Genomic DNA, 22066 nt, shown 5'->3' on the forward strand with positions numbered 1-22066 from the left:
TCAGCCTTCTTTCACAGTGATCTGCAGTTGCGCGGCGAGTGCCGCGATGTCCGTGGCTTCGAGCTGGGACGCGAGTTCCTTCGCGAGTGCCGGGATGTCGATGTTGCCGCGGGTCCCGAACAGGTCCGTCCGGACCTGCTTGATGGAGTCGAACAGGTTCCGGCCGTCCACCTTCGTGTCGAACAGGACCGCTTGCGGAATTGTCATCGCCACGGTTTTCGCGGAGACGACGTCCGTGCGGATCTGGTTCAGGTGGTCGATGGCGTTCCGGCCATCCTGGAACTCGCCCTTGAGGCGGAAGTAGTCTTGGACGCCTTCCGCGACGAGCTGCTTCAGTTCTGCTGGCGTGTAGGCCATGTCATCCTCCTCGGATGTTGGTGTGATGGTTTCGCCCATGTAGGCGAGGCCGTCCCCGCCGATGACGGGGGTGCCCTCAACGTCTTCGGTCCAGCCGCGATAGGTCAGCGTCATCCCGTAGTAGGCGTAGTAGGCTTCGAGGTCGGCCAGGTGGGGGTGGTGGTGCGGGGTGTTGGTGAGGTCCGATGTGGAGTACACCGAACCGTCGGGGGCCAGCAGCACCACGTGCCCCAGCGGGGTGGTGTCCAGTCCGTACCAAACCGGGGTCCAGACTCCCGCGGGGAAGTTGCGGTTCCGGTGCTGGGTGGTGGAACCGAACCATGCGTCCGTAGCGGACCCGAACCTCTTCGGCACGCCGAACGCTTCGTTGACGTAGGCCAGGCACCACCCCGGCTTGCAGGGGATGTCCGGGTTTGGCGTGATGAGCTGCCTCATTCGGGGCCTCCGGGGTTGACGTTGATGGTGGTGGTTGGCTGGGTGAGGTGATCGTCGAGTTGCTTCTCGATCCGCGTCACGGCGTCCTTGACGCTGGAGCCGTTGTTGAACTCGACTTCGTGCCGGATGGTTTCGAGGACGGCGCTCTGTTCGGCCAGCTCAAGGCTCTGCGCAGTGGTGGCCGCGCTGTGCTCTTCGAGCTTGGCGTCCTGGTGGTCCATGCGCTCGAAGAGTCCAAGCACCTCGTGCTGGCCGGTCTTCGGGTCTGCGGGAACGCCGGTGACCCGGTCAATGAACCGGGACCACTTGCGGAAGACGGGAGCGACTTTCCAGACGATGAAGCCTGCGAGGCCGATGCCGCCGAGGATGGGTGAGACGGTGATGAGGTCACTGATCCAGGCCGGCATCATGGGAGCAGCCATGTCATGTCGATTTCGAACTGCTCGTTGACGTCAATGCCCGTCGTGCCGGTGTCGGTGCGGAGGAACAGCTTCCCGGTTTTGTCGAGCCGGGTGTACAGGCCCCACACGTCCGCGCCAGCGGACGACTGAAGGACCGATTGCCGTGTGATGCCGTACCCGTCCGGCCGGAGGCCTACGGGGATGAAGTCGAGCGCCTGAATGTAGGAGGTCGTCAGCGCCACCGAGCCGCCCGCGATACGCGTGAGGCGCAGGTTCAGGTGCACCCGGGTCTTGCCGGTAGGGGAGGGGTCCACGTAGAGGCCACCGCTGTACGACCAGTTGGTGTCCGTCGTGATGACCGACGCGAAGTACGGTATGGCTGTGACGCGGAGGGAGGTGACGTTGGCGTTCACGATGGACACTGCGTTGGCGGCCACGGTGATCCACGCCAGGGGGATGGCGTTGTTCGGGATGGCCGGCGCGTTCGCCGGGTACGTTGCGCCGGACGCCGGGACGCCCGTAGCGACAGCGGGCACGACCGCGTTGGTCGAGCCTGCGTACTGGGAATCCTCAATGGCGACGTAGACGACATCGATGCGCGGATTGATCGGGTCCGACGTTGCCACGGAGGTCGTGTAGGCGGCGTCATTCAGGACGAAATACATCGCCTGCTTTGAGAAATTGCCGCCGACAACGTTGCCGACGTTCGTGCCGGGGACCCATGCCCGGCCGACGCCGATCGAGACGTTCATGGAGGGCGTGCCGGTCTGGGCGACGGCAAGGTCCGTCGGGGACACGACGCCGCCCTGCGGGACAAGGGATGAGACTGCCTGCCGAAACAGGTCCGCACTGTGCGAGCTGTTTTGCAGTGCGTAGGGTACGGCGCTGAAGGCCATGCGGGACTCCTGTTACTGGGGCTGAATGGTGTAGGGCAGCGGCTCGGGCTGCGGGGAAGGGGCCGCCGACGCCGGCACGCTCGCGGCGACAGGCGAAGGGCCCGGCGCCGCGTAGCCGGGGATCAGGGTTGCCATCGCTTGGTTGAGGGCTTGGATCTGCGCGTCCTGATGTTTGACGACGTTCAGCAGCTGGACTGACAGGAGGTCGTACCGGACGGAGTCGATGTTCCCGTCGAACCACGAGATGAGCTCGGGGCAGTGCTGGGCGACCTGCTCCGCGATGAGCCCGTATTCGCCCTTGGCGCCGATGACGCGGAGGACGGGGCCTTCCGCCGGTTCGCCGTCGGCTGTGAGGACGGGCGGGTACGTGTCCTTGCGGTCGTAAATCACCGGGGTGATGCCGAGGACGTTGGCCGGGTCGGTGCGGTGCTCGCGAACGTTCTCCTTGTACCGGATACTCGAGACGTTGCGGCCGAATGAGTAGTCGGTGTCGTTACCCACCCAGAGTGCGTAGAAGCTGGTTCCGCCGACGTTGTTGGTCCAGCCGGACTGCGAGCCGATCGCGTCCGTCGCGGCGGCCGTGCGGGACGTTACTTCCCCGCCGGGGTGGGTGTGCGCGTCAGGCGCCCATTTCTGGTTCCCTGTGTTGTAGGTGCCGGGGATGCCGGACAGTGTGCCCCAGGTGCTTGTCTGGGCGCCGAGCTGGACCCATGTGGCGCCCACGAGCACCTCCGCGCCGTACGTGCCGGCGGCGGTGTGCGTGAGCAGGCCGTAGCGGGCGATCTCACTGCCGGAGGCATCGAACATGACGAGGGCGCCGTCGGAGGTTTCGAGGCGGGCGACTTCGGTGCCGTCCGGGTTGAAGACGTGCAGCCCGTCCTTGTCGGTGGTGAGGCCCTTGCCGCCGTCCTGCCCGGTGGATGCGTTGAGGAGGATCGGTTGGGTGGAGAGGTCCCGGAGCTGGGCCTGCATCTTGGCGATGGTCTGGCTGAGGTCGTACCCCATGCCGAGGACTGCGTTTACCACGGGGCTCCTTTAGTAGACGGGTGGGCGGTTGAGGGTGAGCTGGTAGGTGGGCACGCCTTCGTCCGGGTAGGTGACGGTGTAGGCGGCGATCCGCCACCACTGGTCCAGTCCTTGCGGGAACCATGGGGACGGCGGCGAGTAGACGCGCACGTCGTCGCCGATGATGAACGAGCCAAGCGGGAGGGGCGCGTAGTCAACAGGGAGCGTGATGACCGGGACCGTGACGGGCTGGCCGAACATTTGGATCAGGCCGTTCGCTTGCGCGTCGAGTTCCGGCTGGGTGCTGAGCCGGTTGAACTGGTACACCATTTGCAGGAGGGGCGCCTGCCCGAGTCCGCCGCGGGGCTTGGTGGAGTTCTTGATCGACTTGGGCTGCACGCCGCCGGATCCGGCGCCGACGACAATGGCTTGGTTCCCGGACTGCGAGGCGTTCCTGGGCCAGTTCCAGTCGATGGTCTGGGTCAGGTCGATGCTGGCCTGCGAGACGCTCTTGTCCCGGCCACAGCGTGGGGCGGCGATGTTGAAGGTGTGCACCGGTGCGCCGTTCACGAACGTGTCCGTGATGTAGTAGTCCACTCCGCCCGTGCCGGGGGTGATGGCGGCCGTCGCGTCGGCGATGATCTGCGCCGCGGTCACATATTGGTTGACCGTGTATGAGGGTGTGATCGGGGCCGGCGGGGAGTTCAGGGCCAGCCGGGGCGTGAGGCGCATGTTCGCGCCGGGCTGGTTCTGGGTGTCGTTGATGACGCTGGCGAGCAGGTTCGCGGGGCTGATCGTGGTGTCGTAGGACTTGGTTGCCACGACCTGTGTGAAGTACGACGGGAGCGCCTTACCAGCGATCGTCAGGTGCGTGGACTTGCTGGACATGTTCGTGTTCCAAGCGATGCCCGTGTACTGGATCGAATCAGTGCCCTGCGAGAACACGACCTTGAACGGGATGCCTTCGAGGGCCAGGATCACGGCGGCCTGCTTCGCGGCTTGCGCGTCGGTCAGGTTGATCTGCAGGTTGAACTCGCCAGCGTCGTTCATGCGGACTGAGTACGTCGGCTGGCTGGCGCGGAGGTGGGTGAGGAGGGTGTTGGTGTTTAGGTCCCAGGCTGTGATGGTGGGGATATTGGCCATGGGTTCCTCCTAGGCGACTGAGTAGGCGGGGAGCGCGTACCCGGTGAGCTGCGACGTGACGGCCGTCGAGTCTGAGGATGCGAAGCCGATGGTGTTGGCGCCGGGCGCGAGCTGGAAGAACGTGGTGGAGATACCGACCGTGTTGTTGCGGTTCGCGGATCCGTTGAGGGTGACCGTGCCGGACTGGCAGTCGATGCCGAGCTTGTCGGTGGAGCCGAGAACGATGTTGAGTTTGATCCGTTCCCCGGTGGTCTGGTTTGTGATGATGGGGTACGCGACGGGCCCGGTGATGGTGAAGAACGGAGCAGTCGGGTACGCGCCGGTGTTGACCATTTGGAAGGACCCGCCGGAGGACGCGCCGAAGGTCAGGTCGAACGTGGCAGGGAAGGTCGCGCCGGAGGTTGGGTTGGGCAGCCCGCACTGCCCGGAGATGACGGTGTTGTCGTAAAGCAGCCCGTCGGGGCAGGACCATTCGGTGTTGATGTTGACGCGGCCGTACTGGAAGTCCGCGTCGATGGGGGCGCGGAACCGTACCGGCCGGCCGAAGAAGATCAGAGGGTCTGCCCGGTTGGGCAGCTGGATCATCGCGGAGTAGACGGGCTTGACGGCGCCGATCCCGGCTTTCTGCCGGAGGTAGTCCCCGGCGGTCATGCAGATCGTGGACGGGTCGATGACGTTTTGGTGTGCCGCGGTGACGGACGCCAGGGCAGCCTCGGTTGTGGTCGAGGACCGGGTGATTTGGTACGTCACGCCGACGGTGCGTGAGCCAACGAGGTTCAGGCCGGGGAGTGCCCCGTCACGCTGCCCGCGATTCACGTCGCCCTGCCGGATGTCCGGGAGGTCGCGGAGGCCGGTAGTGGCAATGAGGCCAACGTCCGTCCCGGCGCCAAGGATCGTGCCGGTCGAGGAGATGTACAGCTGGTACTGCTGAAGGGTTACGGCTGCGAATACGACGGCGGGCAAAGCAGCCTCCTATGGTTTTGGGTACAGCAAAGGCCCCCGCCGAGGTGGCGAGGGCCTTGAATGTGAAGCGTTTTTAGTTATGGTGCATAACCGGATTTATCCGACCCCTATACTCAGTGCATGGGGACTGAATGCGTGGCGTGCGAACATCCGTCGGTTACTGAGCCGAGGAGGCCGTCCCTGCTCCGCAAATGGCTGGGCCTGCCGACGCTGCCCGCTGCCTGCCAGTACAACGTGTACGACTACAGCGGCCAGTCTGGGCTACCTTGCGGATGCAGGGACGCTTCCCACGGTTCCTAAGCCGGGATCGACGCGGTCAGGTCGTCCCAGGTTGCGGTGAACGCGCTGGATGTTGCCTGACCGAATCCAACCTTTGAGCCGTTGGGCCGGTTCGCGTGGGTGCCGCTGTAGATCGGCGAACCGTTGACGCGCAGTGACACGCTCGTGCCGAAGATGTCCACCTCTACGACATCACCGACGACCGGCACGCCTCCTGGTGTGACCGTCTCGCCCGCAACTACTGCGCCGGCCGCTACCCGCTTAATTGTCCAGCCCGCGCCTGACGCATCCGCGAGTGCGTACATGAAGTTGTCGGCGTCCACCGCGGCGAAGATCATGCCGTGCAGGTTGGTGGGTGTGCTGGCGAGCTTCATGGAGACGCGGTGGTTCGTTGCGCCCGTGTCGATTGCCGCGACAGCCCAGCCAGACGATGCGGTGCGGGAGAGGATCTTCGCAACATTAGATGCGATGCCCGCCGTTGCCGCACTGACGCCGGTCCCGAGCAGCACGGACCATGTCTTGGAGCCGGTTGTCGTGGTGCCAAGGGTGGAGGCGTCGGCCCGGTTGAAGTCGTCCGTTGCAACGACGGTCATAGGCCCGGAGCCGGTGCCGTCCTTGCCTCCTGTTGGGACAGTCGGCCCTGCCGGTGCTGCGTAGGCGGACGGGTAGGACGCTGCGAGGACGTTCAGTCCGGTCGAGAACGGGAACTCTGCCAGTTTGGAAACAACCTTGTCCGCGATCCATGCGGAGCCCCAGTCCTGCGGGTGCTTTCCGTCCGACACGAGCATGGTGGCGGTGTCCCAGCCCGTCGTGTTCAGGTCCAGGTACTTCACTGACGGGTACTCGGCCACCACGACAGCGAGGTCCGTTTTCAGGAGCTCGACGTCCGCGAGGTATGTGGACTGGTCGCCCACTGCGGGGATGACCTGCGGCTCACCCAGTACCAGGACGGGGACGGGCGCGGTGGACGGGATGCGGTACGAGTCCACCGTGAGGGAAGCGCCCGACGTGAGCGTGCCACGGATGGTGTGCGTGCCTGCGCTGAGGCCGCGGATCTTGTGGACTGCGGGCGTGTCCTGCCCCATGGTTGCCGTCAGGTCAAGGGTGCCGCGTGCGGTGCCGCCTTCAGTGAAGGTCGCCAGCCCGGCCCCGGCCGTGCGTGCCACGAGGAACACGTCCACATCGGTGCCGGTGAAGGTGAACTCAAAGTAGCTCCCGGTTGTGCTGGTCGTCCAGCGGGTGCCACCGGTCGAGTTAGCCGTCGCGCCCTGCGCCGATCCGCTAGTGCCGACGACAGCTTCCGTGGTCCAGCCGGAGGAGTACACGAAGCTTGCGGTGTTCGCTGGGATGGAGCCGTTGGCGGTGATCGTGGCGAGCATTGACCGCCACGCGTGGGAGTAGTGCCGGCGGGCCGCTGCGGAGCCGTCGAAGATCGTCACGTCGTTGATGGTGCAGCACATCATCACGAGGGCCTTGGACCGAAGCGTCCACGAGTTGGCGCCCGCCAGGGTCAGGTTCGCCATGTCGCCAGCGGTGCGGCCGGAGACGCCCTTGTTGGTTATGGTCCCCATGCCGAGGCGCTTCTGTACCCGCTCGAAGAACCGGGCACCGGGGGTCGCGTTGGCGTTGTTCCCGAACCACGAGTGGCCTGTGACCCAGATCGGCTGAAGTTCGAATTGCCCGACAGGCGCCGGGGCGACCGCGAACGAATCGAGCCGCCGCCCGGTGGAGTCTTTCGCTATCGTTGGCGCGTCAAGGATTCCCATAGTTAGCTCACCACAATCTGAGGAACGTTGGTTGCCGCGCCGTTCGAGTTCCGCGTGATCGTCGGCTGCGTGAAGGTCTTGGTTACGGGCGAGCCGTAGGTGATGTTGTAGGCGTTGACTGCCCCGGTGGCGTGCCTGGCGGTGATCGTCAGCGTCCCCGGTGAACCGTCCGGCCACAGCACGGCGGCGCTCGTCACAAGGTCCGAACCGTCCACCGTGACCGCACCAGCGATGAGCGTATCCGGGTTCTTGGCGAGCTGAATCAGTCCGGCATAAGTGGCAGAAAGCGAGACCCTTGCCGGGCTGGTGGGGTCGTTGATTTCATCGGTGATGGCGTTCTTCACAGCCGTCTTGGTGGAGGAACCGGACTGGCCCACGAACGCGGCGACGGAGGCGTCCGCCATGACAGCGGTAACCGTCCACACGTAGGTTCGTGAAGGGTCGGTGATTACGACGGTCGGGTTTGTTGCGTTCTCAAATTCGGGGAACACACCCTGCGTTCCCGAGTTCAGGATGTTCCCGGGGATCGGGTTGCCGAACGTGTCCGTGATCGTCAGCGGCGTAACGAATCCCGTGTCGGCCGTCGCGAACGCCTGAAAGGAGGTGTTCTTGACGGCCTGCTTGCCGATGGGGTCCCAAGCGACTGCCGCGGGGAAGGTGAAGGTCACGAGGGACCCCTTTCAGTTATTGAGTGCGCATTTCCCAGCCGATTTCCCGGGCGATGTCCGCCCCGGTGGCGTTTGTTTGGACGTTGACGTTGTTGGTGATGTGCGTGGCGCTGCCGGAGGATGACCCGGACGGGGCTCCCATGCCGGTCGGTGACGATGAACCGGTCGCACCGATGTAGCCGGACGCCGGGGCGAGCGTGCCCTTGTTCAGCGCCGAGAGGAAACCGACGCCATACTTAGCGACGGCCGCCTGCCGGACGATGAACTCGCCGTTGGAGACGCGGGCGATCATGGAGTCCGACGTGCCCGTGCCGGGCCCCGTGAGGAGCCCGCCACCGGGGTAGCCGCCGATGAGGCCGCCGTCCGCGAACGCAACAAGCCCGCCGTCGGCGTACGCGAGGGACTTGCCCGCAGCCTTCGCCTGCGCCACAGCGTTCGCGTAGTCTGCGATGGCGCCCTGCGCGTTGGTCTGGACATCAATGAACGTCGTCAGATGCCGGGGCACCTTATCGAGCGTGCCGATCAGTGCCTCAGCCCTGCCCTTCGCGTACTCGTCAATCCACGTCTTGATGTCCACATTCGGCGGGATCTTCAGCAGCTCACGGGTCAGGTCGATGCCCTTCTGCCCGCTGATGCCCATGCCGTCCGCGGCCTTGATCATGGAGTCGTACGTCCCCTGCATGGCGGACTGGACCTGTTTCTGAGCATCCACGCCAGTGCCGGTAACAGACTTGGCCAGGTTGATACCTGACCGCATAATGTCTTGGAACTTACCGTTCAGGGTTTGGCCGGCTTCGCTCGAGAGGTTGAAGTCGGTGCCCGTCGCGTTCAGGGCCTGCGACACGTCGACGTTGGACTTCACGAGCCCGGCCATGGCGGTGCGAGCTTCCTCCGTGGCCTGATTGAATTTCGTTGTCGCGTCGCGGGTGGTGAGGGTGGCGAGGCCGCTGGCGAGCATCCCGTCGAGGACCTTCTCAAGGTCCGTGGCGAGGCCCTCAGCGGAGACGCCAGCCTCATCGAGGGAAGCCTGCAGCTCCGGCGGGATGGGTTTGATGGATCCGGCGGCGTCCGTGTATTTCTTGGTTGCCACCATGGCGTCGAGCATCCCCTGAGGGACCTTGCCCATGGCGTAGTTGACGAGCTCCTGACCTTGGAGCTGCACGCCAGCGGCGGCGGCCGAGTCGATCAGCGCCTGCTTGTAGGCGGGCATTTGGTCGAGGGCGAATTCGGTGGACTTGCCGCTCTCAATGAACTTGTTGGCGAGCCGCTCGAAAGACTTAGCGGCCATGTCAGCGTTGCCGGCGCCAACCATTTCGCCGAGAGTGTCACCGATGCCTTTGAGCTTGTCTTCCGTCTGCCCCGCTTCGGATTTTGCCTGACCAAGAGCGCCCGCGAGGCCGTCCACCGAGTGGTTGACTGCCATGTTGAAGTCCTGATTGGAGAAACGCTTGATGGCTTCGTCCAGTCCGGTCACTTCCGAGGTTGCGTTGCCGAATACCTTGTCCCATTTGGAGAAAATGTTGTCGACCTGGACCTTGCCGGCGGCCTTCGATGAATCCGCGAAGTCGTACATGGCCTTGGTCATTTCCCCCATGGGGGTCTTGGCCTTCTCCGTGTTTGCGGCGATCAGGATCAATCCGGCGGAGGCGATAGCGAAGGCGCCTGCTGCGACTCCGGCGGCCTTGCCCGCGGCGCCGAGTGCACCGGCTGCTTTATCGTTCGATTCCTTGAGCTGGTCGTAGGCCTTCTTGGCGTCCATGATCTTCGGGAACACGGTGAGGAAGGCGGCGCCCGCGAGGGCTGCGGAGCCTGCGATGCCTGTCAGGCCGAGAACAGCTTGAAGGATGGGCCCCGGGATCTGACCGATGGCATCGACAAGACTTTCCGCGCCCTTGGTTAGCCCGCGCAGTGCCTCGTTGGCCCCGGACGCCGACTTGAGGAACACTGAATCCAGGGAGCCGCCTAGCTTTTCGACGTCGCCGGCGAGGTTGTCCTGCTTCATGGCCGCCGTTTCGGCGGCGTACCCGGCGTCGTTGACCTTGGCGGTCCAGTCGTCAATGCCCTTGGCGCCCTGTTCGTACAGGATGTTCGCGGCGCGGACGGCGTCGGACCCGAAGATGATTTTCATCGACGCGTTGCGGGACTCGGCCGAGAGTCCCTTCATGGAGTCCTGAAGGTTCCCTGCGAAGTTCGACAGGCCAATGAACTTGCCCTGCGCGTCGTAGGCGTGGATGCCCAGCTTCTCCATTTCGGAGGCTGCGGCTACTGAGTTGGGCGTGAGGGCCATGAGCATGGTTTTGAAGGACGTGCCCGCGTCCGAACCGAGGAGGCCCGCGGAGGCGAACGCTGCGAGTCCGCCCGTGGTTTCCTCGATGGACAGGCCCGTGGATGCTGCCACAAGGCCGCCCTGCTTCAGGGCCATGCCGAGGTCCTGCACGGAGCCTTGAGCCTTACCGGCGCCCGCCGCGAGGAGGTCAGCGAGGTGCGGTATCTTCTCCCCGCCGAGCTTGAACTGGGTCATTGCCGTCGCAGCGAGTTCGGCGGACTCACCAACACCCAACGCCCCGGCGGCGGCCAAGGAAAGTGAGCCAGCGAGTCCGCCGCTGAGGACGTCGGCGGTGGTCACGCCAGCCTTCGAGAGTTCCTCGATGCCCTGCGCTGCTTCCTTGGCGGAGAACGACGTGTCAGCGCCTGCGGTAATCGCGGCGTCGCGCATCTGGAGCATTTCGGTGGCGGTTGCGTGCGTCGCTGCCTGTACGGATGACATCTGTTTGTCGAAGTCAGCGTAAGACTTGATTGCCACGCCGACTCCAAGAAGTGCGGCGGTGCCGAAGCCGAGCAGAGTGGTCCCGGCCGTGGACCACGCCTGACTATGCTTTTCAGCAGAGGCGGTCAGTTGGCCCATGACCGTCTGCGAGGACTTCGCCGCGGCGGCGGCCTTGGCTTGCGCAGTGGTGTACGCTTCCGCTGCGGCCGTGGCCTTCATCTGAGCTTGGGCTTCCTTGGCCCCGGCGAGTTCGGCGGCCGTGGCGGCGCGTTGCGCGCCGGCGACCTGCGCGTCGTAGGCGGCCCGTTGCTTCTCCGTCATGACGCCGAGGGAGCTGGCCTGCATCTGGTTGGCCTTTTTGGCTGCCTCCGTGGCGCGGGCTTCAGCGGCGATGCGCTTGTCTGTGGCGGCGACAGCTTCAGCTGCTGCGGTGCGTGACGCTGCGGAGGCTTTCTGCGCGGCCGCGGCCGTCTCTGTCGCCGTGTTCTTGGCCGAGGCAATGACCTTGTCCTGTGTGCTGAGGAACTGTGCGGCGTTGGCCCGGATCTCCATGACGACAGGGGGGAGTGACATGGGTGCCTCCGAGGCTGTTTAGAATTTGATGTGCCGCTCCCAGTTGGCAGCGGCGATGGAGCCCATTTGGTGGCGCAGGTCAGCTGCGGCGGGACCGAAGTAGGGGTAGGCGCCGGTGGGGGCGAGGCCGAGTTCGACGCGACGGCCGTACCGCATCGTCGGGCCTACCGTGGTGGCGTAACTGCCCATGGCGATGTGCGTGATGCCGTCGGCCATGATGGAGCGGCGCAGGTTGCCGGTGACAACGTTCGGCTTGCTCCCGCCGACGTGCGGCTGACCCTTCTTGTGGGAGCCTTCGAAGTTCCCTTGCGCGTCCTTGATGAGGATCATGGACGCCTGGGTGACGTTGGCGCGGGCAGCGGCGTCCACTTGGGAGCCGGCCCGCACGAACGCCGCCTGCAGCTGGTCCATCCCCGTCCAGTCCATGTCGAAATCGCTCATGGTGACCTAGCCGATCGTGGGCGTGGCGTCGGCCCCGAGTGGTACGGGCGCGGGTTGCTTGTATACGTCATCAACGCGGAGCATCATTTCGATGACCCATTCGGGGGTGTTCATGTAGTCGGCCCACGTACCGCCGTACGTTTTGATCCAGAGCCGGGCCCTTAGGAGGTCGCGGGTTTCCGGGTCGAGTTCCGACGCTTGCCTTTCGCCCCGGATCGCGTCGGTGAGGATCCGGAGGCGCCAGTAAAAGACTCTTTGTTGTCGAGCGTCTCTTCGCTCATCTCAAAGTCGGCGGCCACGTCGGTGTCGCCGAGCCGCTGGACTGCCGCGTTGAGGGCGTCAGTGATGTCGGAGTTGACGTCGAGGAGGTCTTCCCACGTGGCGGGGAGTGGGATGTCGAGGGTCCACGACTTCAGCCATCCCCAAGTTGTGGCGTACTGGAGGTGTTCGAGAGTTTCCGCTTCGTGCTGGCTGAGCCGGTATTCAGCGCCGCGCAGGGCGGGGTTTTCGTCAACGTCGCCGTTGGGTGAGGTCACTTTGCGTGCGCCGGCGATCTTGGTGAGCAGGTCATCTGCCCGGTACAGGAGGGCCTTGGCGGGGATGCGGCGGCGCGGGGTGAGCTCTTTGGCTTCGAACAGTTCGGCGGTGCCGCCGGGGATGGTGACGGTGACAGACATGGGGATACTCCTGTGGGGATACGTGCGGCGGCCGCCCGGTGGTGGGCGGCCGCCGCGGTGGAGGGGTTTAGTAGGCGGTGGACTGTGCGTTGAGGATGGTCGCCTTGATCGGGGAGAGCTTCCCGTCGAGCGCGTCCGTGGTGTTCATGAGCGACTTGAAGTTCGACGCGATGGTGGCGTACGAGCCGTTCGACCCAGCCGGCGCGGAGGAGTCGTATGCGATCTTGGAGCACTGGAGGGTGAGCGGATGCGTGGCGTCGCCCTGCTGGTAGATGGCGACGGACAGGGTCGGCTGCGTGTTCGCGAGGAGCCTCACAAGGTCCACGTCGGTGCTGCCCTCGTAGATGGCCAGGAGTGAACCGGACACCGACAGGGGCCCGGCGAAGATCGCGAGCGGCGTTTGGGTGCCGTTCAGGACCGGGACAGCCTCAGCTGCGCGTTTGATGTCGAAGCTGCAGTCGCTGTACTTCGTGGCCGCGACACCGCCGACGGTGATGGCGGTCGTGAACGGCGGCATCGGCGGGACCGTAGACGGGGTGTTCGTCGGTGCTGTGATGAATGCGCCTGGGAGGCCCATCCATGTGGCGTCCACCGTCGGGAGGGTGTTGGCTTTGATGCTGATCTTCAGGCCGGAGATGATCATGCCCGGGATCTGCACAACCTTGCCGTCGAGCTGGTACAGGAAGCCGGTGTAGCTGGGCGGCTGCCCGTTCAGAGTTGTGGACGCGGCGTTGTTCAGGGACGTCGCGTGCGTGTACGGGTCGCCGGCGCCGGTGATGGTGTCGGCGCCGCCGAGGATGGCGATGAGATGCGGGAAGATCGAGTCCGCGTAGATCATGGTCTTGTACGACAGTTCGTCGTAGCGCATGCCCTGCGTCTGGCCGTAGTCGGTGCCCATGTAGCCGCGAAGCGCATTGTCAACGAGGGGCGTGACTTTCGGTTCCCATTTGGGGGAGTCCACGGGAATCCACATGGTGGGGGTGGCGACGGGGGTGCCGTACGTGGTTTCTTTGGCGAGTCCGAGCCACTGCTGGCTACCCGGACGGGGTGTTGTTGGCATGTCGGGTGTCCTTCAGTTATTCGGTGGGGTCGGCGGGCGCCGGGCGGGACTTCGATGAGGGTTTTGGCGGCTTCGGGACCGGGATCGGGGAGCCGTCCTCATCGACGGGCGGCTCTTCCTCGATCACCTCAGCGAGTTCCGGGTGCTCGTACGGTTCGTCAGTGCGGACGGCGTCCCCGAGCCGGGCTTCGAGGGTCGCGCCGTGCGGGGGTGCGTCGCCGTCGGCCGGGGTGATGGTGGCGTTCACGCCCTGCGAGAGTCCGGCCAGCACCCGTGGGTGGGCGCCGGTGAAGTGGTAGTTCGTCATGGCAGGTTCTCCTAGAACATGGACAGGTAGGATGCGGCGCTGATGGGCGCCTGCTTCGGGGCTGGCTTGCTGATGCGCTTGCGGTACACGCGGGGCTTCGTCGCTACGGTGGTGCGCCGCGCCGGTTGCTTCCGGAAGGTCGAGGCCGTGCCGGAGCGTTTCCGGACGGGGGTGGAGCCCTTGCCTTTGGCGCCGGCGTACTTGCGGTGGTAGTGGCGTTCGACCTGCACCTTGCGGCGGGCCGCCCGTGACTTCGAGGCTTTCTGCCCGGTCTGCCCGCGGCGCTTCAGCCGGGACCGGACCTTGGCCATTAGGCGTTCACGATCTCGGTGACCTTGAATTCGACCCGGACCCAGGACCGGACCTTGCCGCCGCCGGTGTCCCAGTGGGGCAGGTCGCGGGCGATCTGGATGCCTTGGTCCTGGTTGCCTGCTTCGAAGATCGGCCCGGCCGCCGCGCACCCGAAGGACCGGTCGGAGCGGATCCGGTCCACGACCGCGTCGAGCAGGGTGTTGAGCCCGTCCACCCAGACGTCCTTGTCAGCGTCACCAAGGTCGGAGGGGATGAGGTATTGGTAGAGCAGCACGAGGGAGACCGTGTATTCGACCTCTTTGTGGCCGCCGTGCTCACCGCCGAGACTGATCCGGGATTCCGTGGACCGGTCGATGTGGATGAACGCCGGTGTCCCGGGCAGGGTGTTGGTCTGCCAGTTGTCGCCGGAAATTTCCCACGGCGCGTCTTTGTACAGTTTCGTGATGCCCGGCACAGGGGCGAGGAAGGACCGGATGGCGGCGGTCACAGTCGTGATGCTCAAGAGGGTCCTTCTGGTTTGGGGGAGCCCCGGCACGTATCCCCACGTGGCGGGGCTCCCGGAATGGGGGGGGGTTAGGCTGCCCGGCGGTAGGGGGCGAGCAGGTCCAGGGCCATGTCCAGATCCGAGGTAACGCCGTGTTCGAGCTTGTCGATGCTGTCCGGCTGGGATGTGGTGGAGGAGATGACGATGGACTCGGAACCGCGGGTCTTGATCAGCGACTTGGCGATGAGGATGACGGCCTGTTTGATGTCCTGCGGGAACGCGGTGACAGTGTCGCCGATGGCGTAGGTCCCGACGAGGGGGGTGGTGATCGGCACGAGCGCGTTGATGTTCATGTTCGACGGGATGAACGACGGGTCCACGGTGACGGTTTCCGCGTTGTTCGGGGACTGGATGTTCAGCTGCTGCCCGGGCATGATCCCGAGCGTTGACGCCACGGTGATGCTCAGCGTCCCGGGGTTCCCTGCAGCCGTGAGTGCGGTGTTGGCCCAGCCGTTGACGTAGGACACTTGGGCGAAGACGTGCGTGCCGTAACTGGCGGCGACGGGGATGGTCGCGGTCTTGCGGCCGATCCACAGGTTTCCGGGCGTGGGGATGAGCGCCAGGGCCCCGGGTGTGGCGCCGATCCGGATGTCTGAGATGGCGACGACGGGCGTGTTGTCTAGCGGGACCTTGATGACCGCGCCGAGGGCCACGTCACGCTGCACCCGATACTGCCCGGCTTGGACGTCGACGGTCGCGGCGATGACCTTCTGGCAGAAGTTGTCCGCGTACGCGCTGGCGCGCTGCAGCTGCATCACGAGCGCGGCGGCCTGTTGCTGGGCGGTGCCGTTCGGTACCAGCTGGGAGACGTCCACGCCGGTCGGTGCGGCTTTGAACTCGGCCGGGGTGACATAGGTTTTGCGGGTGGAGTAGGTGGCGACGTTGGGCGCCGGGACGACCGTGCTTGGTGCCACGTTCTGGGTGTAGACGATAGCCAAGCCAGGCTCCTAAGATTGCGTGGCTAGGCCACTCCGTGTAATTCGAGGTATGCAGCAGCGGCACGCAACGCTTCGGGGCTGTCCCGGAAATAGCCGAGGCCGCGATTGCAATGGCCGCAAAGCAGGGCGCGAACCTTGCCGCTGGCGTGGCAGTGGTCGATGTTCCCGTTGTCCAGAGGGTCGCTGCAGATGTCGCACCGGCCCGCCTGCCGGAGCACCATGGCGTCATACTCATCCAAGGTCAGGCCGTAGTTGGTCTTGATATTTAGGCGCCAAGGGCCGCGAGGATCGCTCGCCAGCCACTTGGCCATACGCTCGCGCGCCCTCGCCTGAAACTCCGGGTCAACTTGACGGGCCCGCAACTTATCCAGGTTGCTTTCGTGATTGCGGTAGTAGGACTCGCGCTTCTGATCCTTGATGCGCTCACCCGCCGGACCCTCACGGCGAACCTTCCGTGCGGCCTTACTCTTGGCGGACGCAGAATACTTGCGATCCGCCTCGCGCTTTGCGTCCGGGTTGTCGAGCGCCCTTTGACGGGCGGCTGAAATGGCGCAGGGTTTGCACCGGTACTGCCGCCCGTCAGGGCTGTTGCTCGATTTGTGAAATTCGTCTAGCGACTTGACCTCGCCGCACTTCCGGCACGCTTTCTCCATGTTCCAATTTTATCACTGGAAACACGTAAACCGCGCACCGGAAGCACTAAAAGTCGGCGTCAGTTAGGGGCAATACAGCTGAGCACGCCGAACGCCACAGGGGCGCGGTTGATCAGCGCGGACGTCGAGTAGACCTCGCCGTCGTTGCGGGGTCCGCCGCCTGCGCCTGCTGCGCGGTTGGTGGCGTACTGGTAGTCCTGCGTGCTGCGCAGGTCGCGGAGTTCCAGGGTGTTGGAGATGTTCGCCCCGGCGAAAGCCGCGCCGGAGTCGGATGCCGCGATCAGGGTGCCCGGTGCGAGGTTCGGCTGAACGAACAGCGGAACCGGAACGCCTCCGGCTGCCTTGTTGATGTACGAGCCGATGTAGCCGCCGGCCGTGATGTTGTTGCGGCCGTTGTCGTTCGGGGTCAGGAACGTGGTGCCGCCACCGGCGCTGGAGAGCAGCAGCTTGGAGATGCTGTTCGCTTCCTGCGAGGCGAGCAGGTAGCGGGTCGGGGATGCCTGGATCTTGTTGAACAGGGCAGCGTTCAGGGCGTCCAGTTCGTTGATGGACTGGCCGGAGCTGGTGAACGCGGCGCCGTCGAGGGACTGGAACGTTGCGCCCGAGCTGGTGCCGGAGCCGCGGGTCACGAGGCCCGTTGCGCCGCCGGTTGCGTAGTCACCGGCGAGGGTGGCGAGCAGACCGTTGAAGTCCGTGGCCTTCGCCGAGGTGTCCGCGACGGGAACGGCAGTCGGTGCGACACCGTAAATGCCGGGGATGTTCGGGACGGGCTGGTTGGAACCGGCCGGGGTCGTGGTCCAAACCATCTTGTTGACCGTGGTCGTGGTCTGGTAGAAACCGCCGACGTACCAGTCGTAGGCAACGGCACCTGGTACGGCGGCGACGGTCGCGGTCAGGGTGGATGTCGCGCCCGTGGTGGCCTGCGATGCCTGTGCGGAGGCGATGGTGGAGCCGCCGTAGTTGAAGTTCGACAGGGTCCGGGCCGCTACCTTGATCAGGTAGGTTGCGGCTGCGACGGTGCCGCCCGTGGTCGCGGTGGACGTGACCGGGGTGGCGGGGGTCGGCAGCGCGAAGACCTGGCCGCCGAGGAGCTTACGGTCGGCGCCGATCTTGTACTGGTTCATGGCGTTCATGACCGCGATGGCGTGCGCGTTGGCGTAGCCCTTGGCGAAGTCGATGGCGTCTTCGGTGACCGTGTAGCCGTAACCGATCTTGCCGTAGGGTGCGGAGACGTCGAGCTCGTTCAGCAGCGCCAGCGGTGCGGCGTAGTCGAACGCGGTGCCGGGGTCAGCCTGCAGGTTGTTGATGTCCGTCAGGACACGCCACTGGCAGAACTTGGCGCCGTCCGTGGCGGCTTTGCGGCTGATGGAGTCAAGGAACGGGGTGTTGACCGGGATGAGCGATACGAGTTCGCTGAGGTCAACGCCGACGATGCCGGTGCCGGAGGTGACGCCGGCGGTCTGGGCCTTGATCAGGGCGAGGGTTTCGAGGGTGGTTTCGTCGTGGTTCACGGCGGGAGCCTTTCGGGAAAAGTGGTTAGGAGTTGCCGCTGAAGCGGTCTTTGATGGCTGCGAACGCGAGGGCCTGCTGTGCGTTCACGAGCTTCGTGGGGTCGCCGGCTTCTTTGGCGATTTCGACGGCCTTGGTCAGATCGACAAGGACGTCGGACTCTGCGGAGCGCTTGGCGATGCCAGCCTTTCCGTCTGCCCCGTTGAGGAGGGGGCTTTTCCGGTCGTCAGGTTCACGCCCGTATGCTTCGACGCGCTCCTTCAGGACTTTCACTTCGTTGGCAAGATCGGCGGCGTGCGCGATCTTCTCCACCAGCGGGGCGAGGGCCTCTTTGAGCAGTGCGGCAACATCAGGTGCCTCTGTGACGATTGCTACAGTCTCCGCCTTTTCGACGGGGGACTTGACAGTTTCGGTGCCGGGGATGAGCTCTTCGTCTTCCCCTACAGCTTCGGCGGGTGCGCCGTCTTCGGGTTCGATTTCTTCGTCACCGGATGCGTCGGCGGCGGCTTCCTCGAAGGGTTCGTCCGCGGGTTCCTCAGCAGCGTCGGCCGGGGTATTGGAGTCGATGAGGGTCAGCGCGGAGGGCTTGATGGCGCCGACAAGGTTGCCGCGGGCGTCATAGACGGCCATGAGGCTGCCGCCCTTCTCAACTTCCTCCACTGCGCCAGGCTCGGCGGTTTCCTTTTCGACGGCGGCTTCGAGGAGCGGGACGTCGGCGGTGATTGCTGCGGCGGTTTCTTCGGCCACGGGGGTTTCCTTTTCTACGGGGGCCTCTTCCGGGGCCGGGAGAGATGCGAGTACTTTTTGGATGGCGGCGGATGCGTTGCGCAGTGCAGCTTCGTTGGCGCTGGACAGTGCACGCCCGGCTTTCAGGACGGCCGTGATGCCTTCGAACGCGACGAGGTCCGCGGTGGCAGGCTCAGCGTCGGCGTCCTTGATGAGCTCGCGGACAGTGTCCGGGTCGATCAGGGCCGGGGAGTCGGCGGACTTCGCCAGTAGGAAGCGGTGCCCGTTCGCGGCCTTGCCAACAAGGTCGACGCGGTCAATGTTCACGTCAACCAGTTCGGACATGTCTTCGGGGATGGTCATGGTTGGTCAGCTTTCACTGGGTCGGTTGGTCGGCGGCGTTTCGCGGTGCCTTGCGGGGAGACGCCGGTGATTTCCCCGGACTTGTACAGCGCCCATGCGGTGTCATCGAGGACGGTGCCGAGGAGCCAGTCGCCGGACTTCACCACGACACCGTCGCCGAGGTCCCAGTCGGGGCCGCGGTAGATGTAGCTTTCGACGACGTCGGCGTGACCTTCGGTGCCGTCCTTGTGGAACAGGCCGATGGACCGGGAGGACTTCGCGAACTCCCACGCGGCTTTCTCCAGCTCTTCCGGGCTGAAAAAGTCGCGTGAGCCGTCGGCGCCGGTCGCGATGCGCGGGTCAGGTCCGGCCTGGTAGGCGATGGAGAGCAGGTAGCGTTGCTCATTTGCGGCCATTGGCGGGTGTCCCTTCAAGGTGTGGTGATGCGGCGCACCGGCAGCGGGGGTGGAGCGGCACGGTGGGGCCTTCGCCGATGTTGTGGGGGTTCGCGTCCTTCACGGGCAGGCATGTTGCGGTGCACGCCCCGGAGGATGTGATGAGGTCCCACTGGGTGACGCCGGCCGCTTCGTACTGGTACATGGCGGACTGGTTGAGCATCCGGGCCGTTTCGGTGTGCGCGATGAGTTCGGCCCGTGCCGGGTCACCCAGGATCCGCGTGAGCGCCCGTGCGATGTCATCGGACGGGTCGCCCGCGTTCACACCGTCAGCGATGGCGTACGCCAGTTTGTTGACGGTCGTGTCCGTGATGCCCTTCAGGGTGATGTCGGCATCGGCGAGGGTTTCTTTCCAGCCGAGCGCGGTGACCTTGTTGTTCGCGGTCATGCCCGGCTCCCAGTCGTCCCAGCCTTTCGGAACCTTCCCCATCTGCACATCCGCGGCGAGGGTCCCGACGTTGTACGCGTCCGCCCATGCGTTGTACACGACCCGTTCCAGCGTGGAGGGCTGGACCGCGCCGGAGAGGACCTGACGGGCGACGTCCCGGAAGACGTCCATGCCCTTATCCCCGATACCGTTCACGGCCGTGATGGCCGCCCGGTAGTCGGACGCTTTCCACATCTCCAGTAGGGAGTCGCGGATCCGCGGGGACCAGTAGTCCGTGAGGGCGAGGTCCACGGTGTGGATGGCCGCCGTCACTGGTGGGTCGTCCCTCCAGCTAGGCGTACCAGCTTTTGGGCTGGCATCACTCCCGGGCTCTTCCTTGGCGAAGTCGGCCCGCGCCTGATCGTTCAGGTGTTTGGCGACGGGTTCGGGGATGGCCGTGAATTCGAAGTCCCGCCATTTGCCGGTCTTGGCCCGCGCCTTGGTGAAGGTACGGAACTTGGCGAGCTCCCGGGCAGCTGCCTTCGCGAGTTCATCACTGGGCAGGTTGGCGGCGAGTTCTTCGCGGAGCGCCGGGAAACCGTCGAGGTGGGCCGGGTCGAACCATGCGAGGGTTTCGCCGTCTTCCCCGTCACCGGTGTTGATCGGGACGGATCCTTCGGTGGCGATCTTGTACACGTGGCCTTGGTAGGCCCCGTCGGGGGAATCCCAGGTGCCGGCGAGTTTGGCGTCGGCAGGGAAGTCGAGCCCGGTTTCTTCCTCCCACTCACGGATAGCCGCGGCTTGCGCGTCCTCCCCGGTGTTGAGGTGACCGCCGGGGAATTCCCATGTCCCGGCCGCAGGGTCTTCCGGGTCGAGGCAACGCTGGATCATGAGGACACGGCCGGTGTCCGCCGCTTTCACAGCGGCGCCGGCGACAGTCGGGCCGGACTTCTCCAGCTCATCGTCACCCACCATGTCGATACCCGTGATCCCCGTCGCGGACGTGACCCCGGCGGTGAGTTCCTTCATGACGGCCGGCGCCTGAGGCTGCGCACCGTTCACGCCATCAATGAGGACCTCCTGCACGGGGGTCCCCTCAGCGGGCGCTTTCGTTTCCGGATCGACCGTGCCGGACACCGCCACCAGCGAGGACAGCGGCACGAAACCCTGACGGGGCAGGATCATGCCGCGGGGCACCGGGCGGGTGTTGTCCACGGGCAGGCCGAGGATCTGCTCGCGCCCCTCATCAGCGGACGCCATACCCGATTCGATGTACACCTTCCACGCCTGCGCCTCAGTGAGGCGGTCCTCCTCGTCGCGGCCGGTCTTCAGCTTCAGCTGGACCGGGAGGCCGAGGTCGTGCTGGAGGTAGCGGGTGACAATGGCTTCCACGAACCGGACCCACGGGAGGGTGTTCACCCGGAACTGCGTGTCCGTCTGCGTCTCACCGGTCGCCCGGTTCACATCATCAGTGAGGCCCAGGTCCTGCGGGATCACACCGAACGCTGCAGCGACCTTGATCGCAAGGTACTTCGGGAACTCCGGGTCGAATGACGCCGGCGCGGTGGCCGTGAACTTCGACCCGCCCGGGACCGCGATGAGCTTGTGAGCGATCGCCTGATCACCCATGAACGTCGCATCCCAGTAGTCCTGCCACTCAGCGACCTGGTCAGGGCTGGACACGTCCGGGGGGAGCTCCATGAAGCCGCCCGGGATGGAGCCTTCGGTGAACATTTGCAGGAGGTGCCATTGGAAGCGCATGTCCGTGTTCACGGTCATCATGATCGACTCGAGCGGGGCCATGCCGAACGGGGAGTCAGTTTGCGGCCGGAACCGGGCGTAGGTCAGGTCTTCCGCCGTGAAGTCCACCGAGGACTGGCCCTTGATGACCTGCTGGTATGCGGGGGCCGGTGCTTGGGGCCGGCGGCCGTGACCGTCGACGAGCGGGTAGATGGTGGACCCGTCCACGACTTCGAGGGCGATGATCTGCCCGTCACGGTTGCGGCGCCGGTACAGGGGCCCGGAGTCGAACGTGAGGAGGTTGTCCAGCCACAGGGACAGCCACTCATCCCATGAGTGTTCCCGGTCAGGGAAGGACAGGGCAGCGCGTGCCGCGGCGACAGCGGCTTCACCGTCGCCCTTGAAACCGTCCATCGGGGTGAACATCGGCTCCATGGAGCGGAGCTCATCGATCTTGTGGTTCTTGCACATCTGGGCGATGTCGTAGGACCGCATGAGTTCGCGGAGCACGTCGTACCCGGTGCGTCCCCATGCCCGCCGGGACTGGACGTTGATGTTGACGCCAGCCGGGTAGTCGGTGGCGCGGGGCCGGACACTGTACCCGCGGCCGGGCGCGGTGGGTGCGCCGGGGCCCATGGACCCGTCGTTGCTCATGCCCTGGACAACCATGGCGTCGGAGATGATCTGCGGGGTTGTTGCCCGCTTCAGCAGTCCGCCGTCGCGGAAGAGATCCATAAGTCCC

General features: G+C 65.3%; 21 protein-coding genes. All 21 read right to left on the minus strand.

Annotation, left to right across the window (positions count from 1 at the left end):
- The 21 genes from J7I79_RS13725 to J7I79_RS13825 all read right to left on the minus strand — a co-directional run bounded on the left by J7I79_RS13725 (window position 1) and on the right by J7I79_RS13825 (window position 22059).
- On the minus strand, window positions 1–792 hold the full coding sequence (locus J7I79_RS13725; RefSeq protein WP_214953950.1) for a hypothetical protein: 792 nt from the start codon (window positions 790–792) through the stop codon (window positions 1–3).
- Window positions 789–1214 (minus strand): hypothetical protein, encoded by a 426-nt coding sequence (locus J7I79_RS13730; RefSeq protein WP_214953952.1) that lies wholly within the window; start codon window positions 1212–1214, stop codon window positions 789–791. Before J7I79_RS13730 ends, J7I79_RS13725 begins: the two co-directional genes overlap by 4 nt.
- Window positions 1199–2089 (minus strand): hypothetical protein, encoded by an 891-nt coding sequence (locus J7I79_RS13735; RefSeq protein WP_214953954.1) that lies wholly within the window; start codon window positions 2087–2089, stop codon window positions 1199–1201. Before J7I79_RS13735 ends, J7I79_RS13730 begins: the two co-directional genes overlap by 16 nt.
- Before the next feature lie 12 nt (window positions 2090–2101).
- Window positions 2102–3115 carry a tail fiber domain-containing protein gene (locus tag J7I79_RS13740; protein WP_214953956.1) on the minus strand — a complete coding sequence of 338 codons (1014 nt, stop codon included), beginning with the start codon at window positions 3113–3115 and terminating at the stop codon, window positions 2102–2104.
- A 9-nt stretch (window positions 3116–3124) separates the two neighbouring features.
- Window positions 3125–4237, minus strand: a complete 1113-nt coding sequence (locus tag J7I79_RS13745; protein ID WP_214953958.1) for a hypothetical protein — start codon at window positions 4235–4237, stop codon at window positions 3125–3127.
- A 9-nt stretch (window positions 4238–4246) separates the two neighbouring features.
- Complete coding sequence (locus J7I79_RS13750) at window positions 4247–5200, minus strand: phage distal tail protein (RefSeq protein WP_214953960.1); 954 nt, start codon at window positions 5198–5200, stop codon at window positions 4247–4249.
- 296 nt (window positions 5201–5496) lie between these two features.
- Window positions 5497–7245 carry a hypothetical protein gene (locus J7I79_RS13755; protein ID WP_214953962.1) on the minus strand — a complete coding sequence of 583 codons (1749 nt, stop codon included), beginning with the start codon at window positions 7243–7245 and terminating at the stop codon, window positions 5497–5499.
- 2 nt (window positions 7246–7247) lie between these two features.
- Entirely contained in the window at window positions 7248–7913 is a 666-nt protein-coding gene (locus J7I79_RS13760) for a hypothetical protein (RefSeq protein WP_214953964.1), read from the minus strand.
- Window positions 7914–7929: 16 nt separating this feature from the next.
- Window positions 7930–11253, minus strand: coding sequence for a phage tail tape measure protein (locus tag J7I79_RS13765; RefSeq protein WP_214953966.1), 3324 nt, complete (start codon window positions 11251–11253; stop codon window positions 7930–7932).
- Window positions 11254–11271: 18 nt separating this feature from the next.
- Complete coding sequence (locus tag J7I79_RS13770; RefSeq protein WP_214953967.1) at window positions 11272–11694, minus strand: HK97 gp10 family phage protein; 423 nt, start codon at window positions 11692–11694, stop codon at window positions 11272–11274.
- Between the two features lie 161 nt (window positions 11695–11855).
- Window positions 11856–12371: a hypothetical protein gene (locus tag J7I79_RS13775; protein WP_214953969.1), complete on the minus strand. Its 516-nt coding sequence runs from the start codon at window positions 12369–12371 to the stop codon at window positions 11856–11858.
- Between the two features lie 67 nt (window positions 12372–12438).
- Complete coding sequence (locus tag J7I79_RS13780; RefSeq protein WP_214953971.1) at window positions 12439–13431, minus strand: phage tail tube protein; 993 nt, start codon at window positions 13429–13431, stop codon at window positions 12439–12441.
- A 16-nt stretch (window positions 13432–13447) separates the two neighbouring features.
- Window positions 13448–13738, minus strand: coding sequence for a hypothetical protein (locus tag J7I79_RS13785; RefSeq protein ID WP_214953973.1), 291 nt, complete (start codon window positions 13736–13738; stop codon window positions 13448–13450).
- Window positions 13739–13749: 11 nt separating this feature from the next.
- Window positions 13750–14049: a hypothetical protein gene (locus J7I79_RS13790; protein ID WP_214953975.1), complete on the minus strand. Its 300-nt coding sequence runs from the start codon at window positions 14047–14049 to the stop codon at window positions 13750–13752.
- Window positions 14049–14552: a hypothetical protein gene (locus J7I79_RS13795; RefSeq protein ID WP_214953977.1), complete on the minus strand. Its 504-nt coding sequence runs from the start codon at window positions 14550–14552 to the stop codon at window positions 14049–14051. The genes J7I79_RS13790 and J7I79_RS13795 overlap by 1 nt, the downstream gene beginning before the upstream one ends.
- A gap of 71 nt (window positions 14553–14623) precedes the next feature.
- A complete protein-coding gene (locus J7I79_RS13800; RefSeq protein ID WP_214953979.1) occupies window positions 14624–15532 on the minus strand; it encodes a hypothetical protein in 909 nt (302 codons plus the stop codon).
- Between the two features lie 23 nt (window positions 15533–15555).
- Entirely contained in the window at window positions 15556–16185 is a 630-nt protein-coding gene (locus J7I79_RS13805; RefSeq protein WP_214953981.1) for an endonuclease VII domain-containing protein, read from the minus strand.
- A gap of 59 nt (window positions 16186–16244) precedes the next feature.
- Window positions 16245–17696: a hypothetical protein gene (locus tag J7I79_RS13810; protein ID WP_214953983.1), complete on the minus strand. Its 1452-nt coding sequence runs from the start codon at window positions 17694–17696 to the stop codon at window positions 16245–16247.
- A 25-nt stretch (window positions 17697–17721) separates the two neighbouring features.
- Window positions 17722–18783, minus strand: a complete 1062-nt coding sequence (locus tag J7I79_RS13815) for a hypothetical protein (protein ID WP_214953985.1) — start codon at window positions 18781–18783, stop codon at window positions 17722–17724.
- Window positions 18780–19178, minus strand: a complete 399-nt coding sequence (locus tag J7I79_RS13820) for an XkdF-like putative serine protease domain-containing protein (protein ID WP_214953986.1) — start codon at window positions 19176–19178, stop codon at window positions 18780–18782. Before J7I79_RS13820 ends, J7I79_RS13815 begins: the two co-directional genes overlap by 4 nt.
- A complete protein-coding gene (locus J7I79_RS13825) occupies window positions 19165–22059 on the minus strand; it encodes a phage portal protein (RefSeq protein WP_251042815.1) in 2895 nt (964 codons plus the stop codon). Before J7I79_RS13825 ends, J7I79_RS13820 begins: the two co-directional genes overlap by 14 nt.
- Window positions 22060–22066 lie beyond the last annotated feature (7 nt).

The organism is Arthrobacter sp. ISL-69, assembly GCF_018613775.1.
Lineage (GTDB): Bacteria > Actinomycetota > Actinomycetes > Actinomycetales > Micrococcaceae > Arthrobacter.

Bases quoted from the DNA above. Each gene is read 5' to 3' on its own strand.
- J7I79_RS13725 (WP_214953950.1), bottom strand. From the start codon at position 792: ATGAGGCAGCTCATCACGCCAAACCCGGACATCCCCTGCAAGCCGGGG.
- J7I79_RS13730 (WP_214953952.1), bottom strand. From the start codon at position 1,214: ATGGCTGCTCCCATGATGCCGGCCTGGATCAGTGACCTCATCACCGTC.
- J7I79_RS13735 (WP_214953954.1), bottom strand. From the start codon at position 2,089: ATGGCCTTCAGCGCCGTACCCTACGCACTGCAAAACAGCTCGCACAGT.
- J7I79_RS13745 (WP_214953958.1), bottom strand. From the start codon at position 4,237: ATGGCCAATATCCCCACCATCACAGCCTGGGACCTAAACACCAACACC.
- J7I79_RS13755 (WP_214953962.1), bottom strand. From the start codon at position 7,245: ATGGGAATCCTTGACGCGCCAACGATAGCGAAAGACTCCACCGGGCGG.
- J7I79_RS13765 (WP_214953966.1), bottom strand. From the start codon at position 11,253: ATGTCACTCCCCCCTGTCGTCATGGAGATCCGGGCCAACGCCGCACAG.
- J7I79_RS13770 (WP_214953967.1), bottom strand. From the start codon at position 11,694: ATGAGCGATTTCGACATGGACTGGACGGGGATGGACCAGCTGCAGGCG.
- J7I79_RS13775 (WP_214953969.1), bottom strand. From the start codon at position 12,371: ATGTCTGTCACCGTCACCATCCCCGGCGGCACCGCCGAACTGTTCGAA.
- J7I79_RS13780 (WP_214953971.1), bottom strand. From the start codon at position 13,431: ATGCCAACAACACCCCGTCCGGGTAGCCAGCAGTGGCTCGGACTCGCC.
- J7I79_RS13785 (WP_214953973.1), bottom strand. From the start codon at position 13,738: ATGACGAACTACCACTTCACCGGCGCCCACCCACGGGTGCTGGCCGGA.
- J7I79_RS13790 (WP_214953975.1), bottom strand. From the start codon at position 14,049: ATGGCCAAGGTCCGGTCCCGGCTGAAGCGCCGCGGGCAGACCGGGCAG.
- J7I79_RS13805 (WP_214953981.1), bottom strand. From the start codon at position 16,185: ATGGAGAAAGCGTGCCGGAAGTGCGGCGAGGTCAAGTCGCTAGACGAA.
- J7I79_RS13815 (WP_214953985.1), bottom strand. From the start codon at position 18,783: ATGACCATCCCCGAAGACATGTCCGAACTGGTTGACGTGAACATTGAC.
- J7I79_RS13820 (WP_214953986.1), bottom strand. From the start codon at position 19,178: ATGGCCGCAAATGAGCAACGCTACCTGCTCTCCATCGCCTACCAGGCC.
- J7I79_RS13825 (WP_251042815.1), bottom strand. From the start codon at position 22,059: ATGGATCTCTTCCGCGACGGCGGACTGCTGAAGCGGGCAACAACCCCG.